This is a genomic window from Herbinix hemicellulosilytica, assembly GCF_002904165.1.
Lineage (GTDB): Bacteria > Bacillota > Clostridia > Lachnospirales > Lachnospiraceae > Mobilitalea > Mobilitalea hemicellulosilytica.
This window is the reverse complement of record NZ_CVTD020000016.1, coordinates 135,840-150,100: the sequence shown is the minus strand read 5'-3', so window position 1 is coordinate 150,100 and position 14,261 is coordinate 135,840. Positions and strand designations below refer to the sequence as shown.

The 14,261-nt window shown below is 36.1% G+C and carries 10 protein-coding genes and 1 pseudogene; 4 read left to right on the top strand and 7 right to left on the bottom strand.

Features of this window, described 5'->3' with window-relative positions; genetic code table 11:
* Positions 1-121: 121 nt before the first annotated feature.
* Positions 122-310, bottom strand: a complete 189-nt coding sequence (locus HHT355_RS07800; protein WP_103202874.1) for a DUF6774 domain-containing protein — start codon at positions 308-310, stop codon at positions 122-124.
* A gap of 333 nt (positions 311-643) precedes the next feature.
* Between HHT355_RS07800 and lepB the strand changes: the two genes are divergently transcribed.
* Entirely contained in the window at positions 644-1,165 is a 522-nt protein-coding gene (gene lepB, locus HHT355_RS07795) for a signal peptidase I (protein ID WP_103202873.1), read from the top strand.
* Positions 1,166-1,474: 309 nt separating this feature from the next.
* Here the strand turns inward: lepB and HHT355_RS07785 are convergent, their stop codons facing one another.
* Entirely contained in the window at positions 1,475-2,665 is a 1,191-nt protein-coding gene (locus tag HHT355_RS07785) for an IS256 family transposase (protein ID WP_103202154.1), read from the bottom strand.
* Positions 2,666-2,796: 131 nt separating this feature from the next.
* Between HHT355_RS07785 and HHT355_RS07780 the strand changes: the two genes are divergently transcribed.
* Complete coding sequence (locus HHT355_RS07780) at positions 2,797-3,408, top strand: hypothetical protein (protein WP_103202871.1); 612 nt, start codon at positions 2,797-2,799, stop codon at positions 3,406-3,408.
* A gap of 366 nt (positions 3,409-3,774) precedes the next feature.
* Here the strand turns inward: HHT355_RS07780 and HHT355_RS07775 are convergent.
* The 3 genes and pseudogenes from HHT355_RS07775 to HHT355_RS07765 form a co-directional block, all read right to left on the bottom strand.
* A pseudogene (locus HHT355_RS07775) lies at positions 3,775-3,888 on the bottom strand (transposase); the annotation flags it as partial.
* Between the two features lie 448 nt (positions 3,889-4,336).
* Positions 4,337-5,713 (bottom strand): argininosuccinate lyase, encoded by a 1,377-nt coding sequence (gene argH / locus HHT355_RS07770; RefSeq protein WP_199179172.1) that lies wholly within the window; start codon positions 5,711-5,713, stop codon positions 4,337-4,339.
* Positions 5,714-6,270: 557 nt separating this feature from the next.
* Positions 6,271-7,776 carry a carboxypeptidase M32 gene (locus tag HHT355_RS07765; RefSeq protein WP_103202870.1) on the bottom strand — a complete coding sequence of 502 codons (1,506 nt, stop codon included), beginning with the start codon at positions 7,774-7,776 and terminating at the stop codon, positions 6,271-6,273.
* A 417-nt stretch (positions 7,777-8,193) separates the two neighbouring features.
* On the opposite strand from HHT355_RS07765, the gene eno reads away from it, so the two are divergent.
* On the top strand, positions 8,194-9,504 hold the full coding sequence (gene eno / locus HHT355_RS07760) for a phosphopyruvate hydratase (protein ID WP_103202869.1): 1,311 nt from the start codon (positions 8,194-8,196) through the stop codon (positions 9,502-9,504).
* 263 nt (positions 9,505-9,767) lie between these two features.
* Here eno and HHT355_RS07755 read toward each other — a convergent pair whose 3' ends face one another.
* Complete coding sequence (locus HHT355_RS07755) at positions 9,768-9,962, bottom strand: hypothetical protein (protein WP_103202868.1); 195 nt, start codon at positions 9,960-9,962, stop codon at positions 9,768-9,770.
* A 58-nt stretch (positions 9,963-10,020) separates the two neighbouring features.
* Entirely contained in the window at positions 10,021-12,693 is a 2,673-nt protein-coding gene (locus HHT355_RS07750; protein WP_103202867.1) for a calcium-translocating P-type ATPase, PMCA-type, read from the bottom strand.
* A 202-nt stretch (positions 12,694-12,895) separates the two neighbouring features.
* Here HHT355_RS07750 and HHT355_RS07745 point away from each other — a divergent pair, with 202 nt between their 5' ends.
* Positions 12,896-14,248 (top strand): MATE family efflux transporter, encoded by a 1,353-nt coding sequence (locus tag HHT355_RS07745; RefSeq protein WP_242967606.1) that lies wholly within the window; start codon positions 12,896-12,898, stop codon positions 14,246-14,248.
* Positions 14,249-14,261: the final 13 nt, after the last annotated feature.

Below are 14,261 nucleotides of genomic sequence, written 5' to 3'. Positions count from 1 at the left end.
ATTTTATAAAAAACAGGATTTTTGAATTACGCTTAAAACTACAGTTGTCCTTTTTATAAAAATACCGGAATATATTTCTTGTATTATTTTTCTGCTATATTCTGTGCATAACGGCATTATTTTAATTACAATCGTTTAATTTACTTTGGCATTTATTTTCCTTCATACTTTGCTGAACAAGATATGTTGCGAGCGTGTCTCCCAGCTGGACAAAGGCAGCAGAAATAAGTTCAAGTTCTTCATCAGGAAAACATTTGATTATAGTACAGGCCACAGCGGTTATAAATGAAATAAGTTCACAATCATGCATACGAAAACCTCCCATACAATATAATATGAAGTATTTAAAAGTGTGCTTTAGAAATTGGCAAAATTTATAAAAATAATTGAGCAGGTTAAATATTTGTGGTAATATTAGTTTGTATGGGATTTTTTATACAAAAGAAAGGAGAAGATAGGGTATACCGTAAACACTGTTATCGGAAATGATATAATGGGGAATATGAGAAAAAGTACATATTGATTCTGTTATATATACTGTTATATATAATAGCAGTTTTGCTTTTTACGGTAGTATCCCTGAAATTCGATTGTACGGACGTATTAAATATTTTGTGTGTTAAATAACAAAAGGAGTGACATTATGAATAAGCGGATTATTATTAAAGAAATAATAAGCTGGGTTTTAGTAATTGCTGTTGCGTTTGTCATGGCTTTGCTTATTAACCGTTTTGTAATATTTAAAGTTGAAGTGCCGTCAGGCTCTATGGAAAATACCATAATGACAGGAGACAGGGTTTTTACTTTCCGCTTGTCGTACCTATTTTCAGACCCTAAACGGGGGGATATAGTAGTATTTCCTTTCCCGGACAATGAACAGGTGGATTATATCAAAAGAATTATAGGGCTTCCCGGAGATAAAATAGAAATCAGAAACGGTATCTTATATATTAATGATGAGGTTTATGAAGAAGATTATATATTGGAACCGATGGAGGAAGAGGACTTCGGACCGGTAGTTGTTCCGGAGGGCTGTTATTTTATGATGGGAGACAACCGGAATTCTTCCATGGATTCACGCTATTGGATAAATAAGTTTGTAAAAAAGGAAAAAATTAAGGGGAAAGCCATATTTAAATACCCAAAATTTACATGGCTTAATTAATTAAAAATATTATTCTTTTTCGGTTGTAATTATATGATCATTAAATTAACCTGCTGTGATTATATGCCGTTCTCAATATTTATGGCACAAAGTCACAACAGATTAAATTATTTTACAGCTAAAGTAATTAGACTATTGACAAAATTTGAAATTATATTATTATATAAAAAAAGGAAAAACAAGGAAAAATGTTACATATATATTGTAAAGGGCATAAAATGGCTCATATATTTAGTAAATTATTTTAATATATAAATTAAATACTACTAACTATATTGAGATAGTGTCAAGAATTTTGTGTAAATAAATTTATGAATACTTTAGACTAAACATTTCCTGAAGGTCATCATAAGCCATAGCAAAACCCCTTAGCTTCTTGGTAGACCATATTTCATTGTATTGAATGACTTTAAAGTACACCAGTTTGCTGCATGCATCTTCGTTAGGTAGGCTGTCTTTCGTCTTGGTTAGACGACGAACTTCCTTATTAAAGCGCTCTATCCAATTGGTTGTATAAATGCATTTACGAATAGATTCTGGAAATAGAAAATAAGTAAATAGTTGATCATCGTAACACCAGGAATCAACTACTTTGCGATAGGATTTTCCCCATTTCTGGTTAAGTTCGTCCAAAGCATTTTTTGCTAATTCCATGTTAGGTGATTCATATACGGCCTTTAAATCGGTAGTAAATGCACTTATATCTTTCTTACGGATATTTTTTATGGAAGAGCGGATTTTATGAACTATGCAGCGCTGAATTTCAGCTTTTGGGTATACCCTGTGGACTGCCTCATCTAAGCCAGCCAGACCATCCATGACAAAAAGAAGTACCTGCTCTACACCACGACTTTTGATTGCATGTAGGTTTTCTTCCCAAACATAGGCACTTTCATTAGTACCTATAAAGAAGTCAATTACTTCTCGGTAGCCATCTTCATCAATGCCAAGTATGAAGTAAACAGCATCAGAATCAACTGTAGTGCGTCTAAGTTTTACATGTAGAGCATCTATATAAATAATACTATAACGCTTCTTTAAATCGCGTTTATGCCACTTTTCTACCTCATCAATCGCAACATCGGTAATGTTGCTAATAGTTGTAGCACTATATGAATTACCGTATAGTTTTTCTATAATGTTAGCGATTTCTCTGGTGGAAACACCATTGGCATACATGCGTATAATGAGACTTTCTAGCCAATCATCTCGTCTGGCATAAGGAGGTATAAGCTGTTGGTTGAATTCATTGTTACGATCGCGTGGGATTTTTAAATCATGGATTGTTCCATACCTGGTTTCATAATCTCTATAATAGAAACCGTTTCTGGAATTACCTGTTCCACGACCGTCATAACTATATTTTTCATACTGAAGAACATTTGTGAGTTCTTCTTGCATGAGGCGTTCCATAGTCTGTTTTAAAAGACCAATCAGAAAATCATTTAATGTTTGATTAAGGTCTAGATTCTTTGTGGTATTTGTGTTATCATTCGTCATAGAGAAACTCCTTCGTTAAATGGTGTTTGTTTGATTTGGTCGTTAAACATTTTACCATAAGCCTCGGAGTTTCTCTATTTTTATTTACACAACTTATTTTACACTATCTATATTGATATTGGAGGATAAGTATGAAAAAAAAGTTTATAGTAGTTATTATTTTACTAGTTTTGTCTTTAGGTACTAATATATTTATGTTTAGCAGAATACAAGCGAATAAAATAAATTATGAGTCATTATTTGAAAAAAATTATGATAATTATTCAGATATAGTTGATTTAATAAATAACGATTTTAAAATTGAAGGATATGATGAAATACTTCATGACAAAAACTTTTTTTTAGCCCTTCCGATAGAAAGTAAAGAAACAGATTTAATCGGACGGCAAAAATTATTTGTTTATAAGAACCCTGATAAAGAGTGTATAATATTGCTGTCTGTTACTGCAAGCAAATATAATAATTTACATGAAAAAGAGGAATGGTCATCCAGTTACAGTTATTATCCAATGATGTTTAATAATAAAGAGGGAGAATATAAGTCAAGTTACAGCAGTGTATATCCGGATGTTCAGGTAGCAACCAATAGTTTCAACTTAAATGGATGCCACATATCATTGCTATCTATTTCTAATAATTATATTATTGATGATAAGGAAATAGATACAGCAGCAGAAGAGCTGGTTAATTTTTCAAATAATTTACTGGTCTTTTTGGAAAACAAGGGTATAAATAGAGAATAACTAAAAAATAATTTGAAAACCAATTCAAAGGTAGGAAAAACAGCATATTCTAAAATCTAAGTATAAAGAAATTTGAATTATATATATTATATTAAATTTTGATAATACAAATCCATAGTAATAAAAGGTCTGAAAGTATAGTAAAACACTTTCAGGCCTTTGTTTATTTACTTTATTGATTATTGTGTTTTCTGTAAGTGTTTATTTGGAATAAGTTTATTTTAATGGCTCTTTGTCAAGTGTTGGGGTATGATGTGTTTGAATCATGCTAAATTACTTGGCTTAGAGCCTTTTTAACATTTATCTTTAAAACACCTATTTTTGAGCATGACAAATAAACCTCGTGCCAGTCATATTTATTTTTATTTAATTACAAGAATGTAAAATTCGTGTCCGAAATCGTTCAAAGTTTTTTATGCCATATGATATACGCTTAAGTACCTTTATTTTATTATTAAATCCCTCGGTCACACCATTGCTCATCATATTCATAGCGACAGATTATTTCGGCTAAAAGAGTATCCTCCTGTTTTGATTCGTATTTTATTAAGTCCCCATGTTCATTATACTTATAAGATGATATGGTCGTCTTTCCGTCAGCAATTTCTGATCGTTTTATGATTCTTGAAAAATCGTCCCGTATATTTCCAGATCAATTTTTTGGTACATTCATAATACCTTCCTTTTTCTCAAGTTTATATATAAAATCAGGCAGGTTAAAAAGCTGTTTTTTCTATAACTATTGTAACATATATCTATAATTTGGAAATACAGAAAAAAGTAACGGATTGTAGTCACTGGACATATTAAAATAAATCATAATACCCTTTAACTAAATCTAAAATAGCTTCCTTTTAATATACAGCTTTTAAGACATAAAAAAGCCTGCTTAAAGCAGGCTTATATTATAAGAGTCATCATATGTAAATCATGTATTAAGCAAGTATTCTTCGTATATCTTTAATACCTTTTCCATGGCTTCTTTGCCCGGTGCACCGACGGTGTTTCTTTTATTGACGCAGGTTGTAAGGCTTATCGCATCATAGATATCTTCTTCAAAGGCAGGGCAAACGGATTTATATTCTTCCAGACTTAATTCATCAAGGGATATGCCTTTTTCAATACAGGTTAAAACCAGGCGGCCGATTATGCCGTGGGAATCCCTGAAAGGTATGCCTTTGTTTACCAGATAATCTGCCGCATCCGTAGCATTGGTAAAACCTTTCTTGGCACTGCTTTCTAAAATGTTCTTATTAAATTTCATGGTGAATAACATTTCATTTGACAGAGCCAGACAGCTTTTTACCGTATCGATAGCGTCAAAAGTCAGCTCCTTATCCTCCTGCATATCCTTGTTATATGCCAGAGGGAGCCCTTTCATGGTGGTAAGAAGAGACACTAAAGCGCCGTATACCCGGCCGGTTTTCCCTCTTACCAGTTCGGCTATATCCGGATTCTTCTTTTGGGGCATTATGGATGAGCCTGTAGAGTAAGCATCATCCAGTTCTATAAACCCGTACTCGTTGCTGTTCCAGATGATTATTTCCTCGCTTAAGCGGCTTAAGTGCATCATTATTATGGACAAGGCGGAAAGAAGCTCAATAAGATAATCCCTGTCGGATACGGAGTCCATACTGTTTAGGGTAGGACCGTCAAATCCCAGCAACATAGCAGTATACTCTCTGTCAAGAGGATAGGTAGTTCCCGCCAGGGCACCTGATCCCAAAGGACAAATATTCATTCTGGTTTTTATATCTGAAAGCCTTTGGCGGTCTCTTTTAAACATTTCAAAATAGGCACCCATATGATGGGCCAGAGTAACGGGCTGGGCTTTTTGCAGGTGAGTAAAACCCGGCATAAAGGTTTCGGTATTTTCTTTCATTATATTAAAGAGAGTTGTCAACATACTTTTAAGCAAATTGTCAACTGCATCTATTTCTTCTCTTATGTATAGCTTCATATCAAGTGCCACCTGATCGTTGCGGCTGCGGCCTGTATGAAGTTTTTTCCCTGCATCCCCGATTCTTTCTATAAGTTTTGATTCTACAAAACTGTGAATATCTTCGTATTCATCTGTTATCTCAAGATTTCCGTTTTCTATATCTTCCAATATACTTTGCAGCCCGCTTACTATAAGTTCTTTTTCTTCATCTGTGATAATACCTTGTTTGGCAAGCATCTTTGCATGGGCTATGCTGCCGCCTATATCCTGGCGGAAAAATTTTTGGTCAAATGATATGGATGAATTAAAATTAAAAACCAGTTGATTGGTTTCTTTGGTGAAACGTCCGCCCCAAAGCTTCATAATTTTGCTCCTTTCAATTATATTAAGAGGCAATCAGCGTTTGTAAACCTGATTGCCTTTGAGCTTATAAATATATTAACTTAAAATTATGCATTTTGCAAGCAAAATATTTATAAATATACATAAATTATAAATTTAAGTTATAATTATGCATGAAGTAATTGTATGTCTTTAAATATATGTCAGTATCATAATAACAGAAGGATATTAATTTATATTATTTATAATATGACCGAATATTTCAGCACTAGAATTTAATAATGTAAGTATTTAATTAGCCTGAGACAGGATAATAAAAAGTAATTGCCGCAACAATTTTTTCTTTTATCGGTAACCCTGAATTATCGTAAACGGTGGACTTTTTAAGGTCATTTGCTACATTAATAAGAAGCTGCAGATGTTGTAACCGGTATTGATTATGCTTATTCCAATTTCTTTGCAAATTAGAAAAAACTTTATAGAAAAAGCCTGCAATTAAGCAGGCTTATATGTTTAAAAAAATAAATGAAAAAGCTTCATTATACACTTAGATTTTATGGATTCATAAATACTTGTTATTACAGTTCATATAGCTTCTCATATTTTTCCTTCAGGTATTTTACATAATAGTCGGCATTAAATTCTTCACCTGTCACATCCAAAAGAATTTGGTTTGTATTTTTTGTGGCACCGTACTTGTGGATATTATCTCTCAAATATTCCCGTATAGGGAGCAGATTACCTTCTCTCAAATACTCTTCAAAAGGCATGACTTCTTTAATTTTGGCATATAATTGTGCGGCAACCGCAGATCCGATGGCATAGGAGGGGAAATATCCGAACTCACCATAGGACCAATGGGTATCCTGAAGAATGCCTTGAGAATAATTGGGAGGAGTAAGGCCTAAATATTCTTCATATTTTTTATTCCATATTTCCGGCAGCCGCTCTATATCAACATCCTCGGTAAATATCATTCTTTCTATTTCATAACGGATAATGATATGCAAAGGATAAGATAGCTCATCCGCTTCAGTACGAATAAGGCTAGGTTCAGCCTTATTGATTCCTTTTATAAATTGTTTAAGGCTTACATTTCTAAGGTTTTCCGGATAGGTATCGACAAGTTTCTGATAAATAGGAGTCCAGAAAGCTTCACTGCGGCCTATAATATTTTCATAAAATCTTGATTGAGATTCATGCATTCCCATGGATGTACCTTTACCCACCGGTGTCATTGTTATTGAATCGTCAATGTTCATTTCGTAAATGGCATGGCCGCCTTCATGTATTACCGAAAATATAGCGCTTTCCAGGTTATTTTCAATAAATCTGTTAGTTATGCGTACATCATGATTATGAAGGTTTAAGGTAAAAGGATGAGCGCTTTCTGCAATTACTCCTTTATTAAAGTCAAAACCTATATATCCGGCTAAGAATTTGCAGAATTCTTTCTGCTTTTCAATATCATATTTTAAAAAGTTATAATCCTTATCAACGGTATCTGCTTTTTTAGCTACCTCTTTTAATAAAGGGACGATTTCTTTTTTGATTTTATCAAAGAAGGAATCAAGATCCTTAATTCCGAAGCATTCCTCAAAATCTTTGAGCATTACTTCATAAGGCTCCTGATTATTTTTAGCCCGGTATTTGGCAAATTTCTTTTTGAATTCTATTACTTTTTTCAGATAAGGGGCAAAATGGCTGTAGTCGTTTTCTTTTTTTGCCTTTACCCATGCCCGGTTAGACAGGGAAGTAAATTCGTTAAATTCTCTGAATTCCTGGGGCGGTATGCTTTCAAGTTCTTCGATAGTCTTATTAAGTTCGTGAATTATTGCTTTTTCATTGGAAGTAAGTTCTTCCTGTTCCTTGTCTTCTTTAAGCTTTTTTACAAGTTTTTTTACTTCGTCGCATGTAAGGCATTTCATATATTCATCAGCTAAAATACCGATAACTTTTGATGTGTAGTCAGTTGACTCAATAGGCGCCAGAGTCTGAGAATCCCATTCAAACAGATTTCTTGCGGTTTGTAATGCCATAACCTTATCAAGATACGGTTGAAGTTTTTCAAATGTTTTGCTCATAATTTCACCTTTTTCTAAAGCAATCCTTTCTTTATTGTTTTATTATTTTTAATAAACACAAATTATCTTTGTTATAGTATATCAATAAAATTATATTATAACAAAACATAAATTACCATAAATATATGAAAAATTAACAATAGTTTAAAGAGGCAAAAGAAAATTTTTTAAGCTGAAAAAAATAAAATAGACTTGCCCTGTTTTGCTTTGTTATGTATTATGTAATATATGGAATAATGCTATTTAATTATTATTTTCTGTGACAGAAATCAAATACATAAACAATATTTTAGTGTATGGTATAGTTTGCATGTTTTCGTAAATAATAGAATTGATGCTTGCCAGAAACATGCAGAATTATAATTAAAAGGTCAATTCAATCAAATTATTAGTAAATAGAAAGGATGGATTGAACATATGAAGAACCTAAAGATTGAGAAGATAATCGGCCGGGAAATCTTAGACTCAAGAGGCAATCCTACCGTTGAAGCTGACGTAATTCTGGCTGACGGAAGCATGGGCAGAGCAGCTGTTCCCTCCGGGGCGTCAACAGGTGCTTTTGAAGCCGTAGAACTTCGTGACGGTGAAAAGAACAGATACCTGGGAAAAGGTGTCAAGAAAGCAGTTGACAACATCAACACCGTAATTGCTCCGGCCCTTAAGGGAATGGATGCAGAAAATCAGGCAGAAATAGATGCTGCTTTGATTGGGCTGGACGGAACACACAATAAGGGAAAACTGGGAGCAAACGCAATCCTTGGCGTATCTTTGGCTACCGCTAAAGCTGTTGCCGCAGCACTCGGCTTGCCTTTATACCGTTATCTTGGCGGTGTAAATGCCAAGACCCTTCCTGTACCTATGATGAATATTATCAACGGCGGTAAGCATGCCGACTCCAGCTTAAATATTCAGGAGTTCATGATTATGCCTGTTGGAGCAAATACATTTGCCGAAGCATTGGAGCAAAGCGCTACCGTATTCCACACCTTAAAGAAGCTACTTGCTAACGACGGATATGTAACCGCCGTAGGTGATGAAGGAGGATTTGCTCCGAAGTTTAACAGCGATACCCAAGCTCTTGACTATATCATGAAGGCTATAGAGGCAGCAGGCTACAGACCCGGTGAAGATTTCTATATTGCTATAGACGGAGCTTCCACAGAGATGTATGACGAGGCAAAGAAAGCCGGAAGAGAAGGAGAATACCTTTTCTGGAAGGCAGGAGTATATAAGACCGTTGATGAAATGGTTGATTTCTGGGATGATATCTGCAACAAATACCCTGTAATCTCACTGGAAGACGGTTTGGCAGAAGAAGACTGGGAAGGCTGGAAAAAACTTACCGAGCGTATAGGTCATAAGGTACAGTTGGTAGGCGATGACTTATTCGTTACCAACACCGAAAGAATCCGCAAAGGTATAGCCCAGAACGTATCCAACTCCGTACTGATTAAGGTTAATCAGATCGGTACCTTAACTGAAACATTGGATGCTATAGAGATGGCTAAGAACAACAAGTGGACAGCGGTAGTATCACACCGTTCCGGTGAAACCGAAGATGTTACCATCGCTGATATTGTTGTAGCAACCAACGCAGGCCAGATTAAGACCGGCGCACCTTCCAGAACCGACCGTGTTGCTAAGTACAATCAGCTCCTTAGAATTGAACAGGAACTTGGAAGCAGGGCAGTATATCTTGGAAAAAATGCTTTCAAGGTAAAAAGATAATTATTAAGGATTTAGACTTAAATTTGAGTTAATTTATAAGAATACAAAAAATTAAAAGGCTTTCTATGATTAAGTAAATTAATTATAGAAAGCCTTTTCTTACTTTTATGTAACTTTCATTTTAGAATTAGAATTATTAAGCACTAAATAATTATAATATCGTATTTACACATAAAGCCTGCCGTATATTCTGTTTATCTGTTTAAATCATATATCTTAAAATTAGATTCTATCAGAAGATTTGATTTTGCCGGTAAGTTTATTTAGTTTTTTATCACATATGGTTCATCTGTTAATACACATCTGTAACTTTTTATTAGATTTCCGCTTATCAGTGATATTTTTTTCTCGATATTCGAATCCCAGGTATAAGGCATGTTGTCATACAGGCTGAATCTGTCCCACATCGAATCATCATAGGGTCTAAGTGGATCAAAAGCATGACTGATTTCCGGCATGCTCTCACCTCTTTTTGTCTAGCTGATAATTTTAATATAAAATGGATCTTTTAAAATTTCAAGAGGAATGTCTTTTATTATTAAATTTTTTCTGAAGTTCCACGACAACAATAGGTGCCATAGAAAGCATGAGTACAATAGCCCATTGGCGGATACTTAAAGGTACAACTTGAAATACCCTGGCTAAAGGAGGTACGGATACTACCGAAATTTGCAATAAAGAACATATAAGGAAAGATATTACCAGTTTTTTGTTGGTAAAAATGCCGATTTCGGAAAGGGAACGGTGGCTTCTCATGTTAAAGGAATGAAACAGTTGCGACAGGCTTAAAACGGAAAAAGCCATGGTTCTTCCGACCCAAGGGATAAAGGTATTACTCTCATGGAGGCTGTGGTGGTCATAGTACCTGACACCGATTACGAATGCCGTAAGGGCCAGGGAGCCTATTAGTATGCCTTCTATCACAATCTGTAAGGCAAGGCCGTCCGCAAACATACCTTTTTTAGGCGATATGGGTTTCCTTTTCATTATGTCTTTGGGAGCCGGCTCAACTCCCAAAGAAATTGCGGGAAGGGAGTCTGTCACCAGGTTTACCCAAAGCAGTTGCACAGCCACCAAAGGGGACGGAAGGCCAAACAATATAGCAGCAAAAATGGTAAGGATTTCTCCGATATTGCTGGAAAGAAGAAAATGAATGGCCTTTTTAATATTTTCGTATATGCCTCTTCCTTCCTGTACGGCGTATACAATTGTCGCAAAATTATCATCCGTAAGTATCATATCCGAAGCTTTCTTTGCCACATCCGTTCCGGAAATACCCATGGCACAGCCTATGTCTGCGGCTTTCAGGGCTGGCGCGTCGTTTACCCCGTCACCGGTCATGGCAACAACTTCGCCCCTGTTCTGATAGGCTTTAACAATTCTTACCTTATGTTCGGGAGATACCCGGGCAAAAACACTGTAACGGGATATGGTGTCGTTTAGCCGTTCATCCGAAATTCTCGATAATTCTTCTCCGGTTATGGCTTCAGCGGGATTTGTAAGTATACCAAGATCTTTGGCAATAGCCTGGGCGGTAAGTATATGGTCTCCGGTGATCATGACCGGTTTAATTCCTGCCTGTTTGCATACTCTTACGGCTTCTTTTACTTCCTTACGGGGAGGATCAATCATCCCAATCAGTCCGATAAATATTAAATCCTTTTCAAGGGATGAAGCGTCGGTTGTGGGATTAAACCTGGAAAGGTTTTTATAGGCAACGGCAATAACTCTTAAGGCCCTGCCCGTCATGGTGTTGTTTATGGAGTTAAGTTTGTTTTTATCCCGTACAGATAGAGGATGAGGTTTGCCGTCTTTATAAATATGGGTGCATCGTTCAATTAAAACATCATACGCTCCTTTGGTAATACTTCTGTAAGCGGTTATCTCGGAAGATTTATGTACCGTAGTCATCAGTTTTCTGGCAGAATCAAATGGGATTTCATATATTCTTGGATATGCCAGGTCCAATTGGTTTTTATCGGCTCCTGTATTATATGCAGCCAGAACCAAAGCTTTTTCTGTGGGTTCTCCGCTGATTACAGGCAGGCTGTTTTCGGTCTGAAGTATCGAATCACTGCATAGGGCGGCATGAGAAAGCAGGAAGAACCCAAAATCGCTTTTCATTTCTTCTTTTCCGTTTACGGAAGCTATTTCCGTTACTGTCATAACGTTTTGAGTCAAGGTTCCTGTCTTATCCGAACATATTACCGTAGCACTTCCCAGGGTTTCTACAGCAGGAAGTTTTCGTATTACCGCATTTTTCTTTGCCATCCTTTGTACACCCAAAGAAAGCATAATGGTTACGATAGCCGGAAGACCTTCAGGAATTGCCGCCACAGCAAGGCTTACGGAGGTCATAAACATATCAAATGGAGGCAGTTTCTTATATATTCCAACCAGAAAAACCATAATACAGATGATTAGGGCGGATATCCCAAGTACCTTGCCTGTTTTAGCCAGCCTTTTTTGCAGAGGAGTATCCGGGGTATCGTCTTCCATAATCATCCTGGCTATGTGGCCTACCTGCGTATTCATGCCCGTAGCTGTAACTACACCTACTCCTCTTCCGTAGAGGACCGTACTTGTGGCCATAACCATGTTTTTTCTGTCGGCAAGATTGGTTTCGGGTAGCAAACGGACATTTGCACTTTTTTCTACCGGATGGGATTCTCCGGTCAGGGAAGCTTCTTCAACTTTAAGATTGACACTGTGGACTAACCTGCAATCGGCCGGTACAAAGCAGCCTGTTTCCAATATGACTACGTCACCCGGAACCAGTTCCGAGGACGGAATTTCGCTTACCCTGCTTTCCCTTAGGACATGGGCGGTAGGTGCGGCCATTTTTTTCAGTGCTTCCAAAGCTTTTTCAGCCCTGCTTTCCTGCAACACTCCCAAAAATGCGTTTAAAAAAATAATCATGAGTATAATAACCGGATCAACAAAATCCGGGTTACCGTCCATATATGATACTGCCAGGGAAACTATTGCGGCACAAATTAACACAATTATCATAAAGTCGGCAAACTGCGCAATAAATTTCTGCAACAGATTTTTGCCTTTTTTTGCTTCTAAAATATTTTTTCCGTATTGCTTTTGTCTTTCTTTAACATCGTTTTGGGAAAGACCTTTGTTAATATCCGTTTTTAACTCCCTTATGGTCTCTTCGATGGATAAACTATGCCAATGCATATTTCACTCCTTGTTTGGTCAATCTTCTATAATTATATGAGGATAAGGGGGGAATATGTAAGAAAAGCGTTTTTGGGAATGCGACATCTTTCTTATCAAATAATACATTTACAACTGATTTAAATTTAGTATAATATGATACATATTTTAGATTAGTTAATTGACTATATTAATTAAGAAAAATTTCCAAAGAGGTGTATATATGTCCAGAACTCTAGTGCGTGATATGACTAAAGACAGGCCTTTAAAATTGTTATTGGCTTTTACCGGCCCAATGCTTATCGGAAATATCTTTCAGCAGTTTTATAATATGGTAGACTCCATAGTTGTAGGAAAATTCGTAAATAAGGATGCCCTGGCGGCAATAGGTGCAACAGGCTCATCCATATTTCTTATATTCGGATTAACCTTCGGCCTTTCGGCTGGTATATCCATTGTAATATCCCAATATTTCGGTGCGGGAGATTATGATAACGTAAGGAAGAGTTTTGCTACAGCCATATATGTAGTATTTCTGGCATCTGTTATCATGGGGATAGCAGGTTTTTTTGTTTGCCGTCCCTTGTTGGAACTGTTGGATACTCATCCGGATATAATTGATCAGTCGGAACTATATATGAAATTATCCTTACTAGGTATTTTGGGTATTGCAGGTTATAACGGCATGTCCGCTGTTTTGCGGGCCCTTGGCGATACTATAACTCCTCTGGTATTTTTGATTGTGGCAAGTGTCCTTAATGTTATTTTGGATCTGATTTTTGTAATTGCATTTCACTGGAATGTTGCAGGTGTTGCCATAGCAACAATAATATCTCAATATGTATCAGCCATAGGTTGTATTATATATGCCCTAATCAAAATTAAATTTCTTCGTATACCTATTAAAGAACTTAAACCTGACCGGGATATATTTATAAAGTGTATCCGCTTCGGTATCCCTGTGGCTTTGCAAAATTCCTTTGTATCGGTATCGATGTTAGCTTTACAGTCGGTTATTAACAGCTTCAATGAAACTGTAATAACGGCGGCTTATACGGTTGTCAACAGGATTGAACAGCTTGTCATGCAGCCTTTTATGTCTTTAGGTGCCGCTGTTGCGGCATTTACCGGACAGAATATAGGGGCTAAGAAATTGGACCGGGTAAAAAAAGGGATGAAATCTGCAACTGTTATAGCCATAATATTTAGTCTGGTTATGCTGCCTGTGATGTATTTTTGCGGTCAATACATAATGATGCTCTTTACCAAAAAAGATGAGTTTGATGTGGTACTATACGGTGTTGAGGGAATAAGGATCACTTGTATGTTTTATAGCTTTCTTGGCATGATTTTTGTAACAAGAAATTTCCTTAGCGGTGCTGGTGATATAAGAATTCCCATGATAATGGGATTGATAGAAGTTGTATGCAGGGTTATTTTCTCCAAATACTTGTCCGTTACTATCGGATACAGAGGAATTTTTCTTGCAACGGCTTTAACATGGTTTGTCACAGGTATAGTAGGAACCGTCAGGGTATTATCGGGCAGATGGAAAAATAAATCCGTCGTAGGATAATATATTTTGAAAC

Excerpts from the sequence above, each read along its gene's own strand:
- HHT355_RS07800 (WP_103202874.1), bottom strand. The coding sequence starts at position 310 with ATGCATGATTGTGAACTTATTTCATTTATAACCGCTGTGGCCTGTACT.
- lepB (WP_103202873.1), top strand. The coding sequence starts at position 644 with ATGAATAAGCGGATTATTATTAAAGAAATAATAAGCTGGGTTTTAGTA.
- HHT355_RS07785 (WP_103202154.1), bottom strand. The coding sequence starts at position 2,665 with ATGACGAATGATAACACAAATACCACAAAGAATCTAGACCTTAATCAA.
- HHT355_RS07780 (WP_103202871.1), top strand. The coding sequence starts at position 2,797 with ATGAAAAAAAAGTTTATAGTAGTTATTATTTTACTAGTTTTGTCTTTA.
- argH (WP_199179172.1), bottom strand. The coding sequence starts at position 5,713 with ATGAAGCTTTGGGGCGGACGTTTCACCAAAGAAACCAATCAACTGGTT.
- HHT355_RS07765 (WP_103202870.1), bottom strand. The coding sequence starts at position 7,776 with ATGAGCAAAACATTTGAAAAACTTCAACCGTATCTTGATAAGGTTATG.
- eno (WP_103202869.1), top strand. The coding sequence starts at position 8,194 with ATGAAGAACCTAAAGATTGAGAAGATAATCGGCCGGGAAATCTTAGAC.
- HHT355_RS07755 (WP_103202868.1), bottom strand. The coding sequence starts at position 9,962 with ATGCCGGAAATCAGTCATGCTTTTGATCCACTTAGACCCTATGATGAT.
- HHT355_RS07750 (WP_103202867.1), bottom strand. The coding sequence starts at position 12,693 with ATGCATTGGCATAGTTTATCCATCGAAGAGACCATAAGGGAGTTAAAA.
- HHT355_RS07745 (WP_242967606.1), top strand. The coding sequence starts at position 12,896 with ATGTCCAGAACTCTAGTGCGTGATATGACTAAAGACAGGCCTTTAAAA.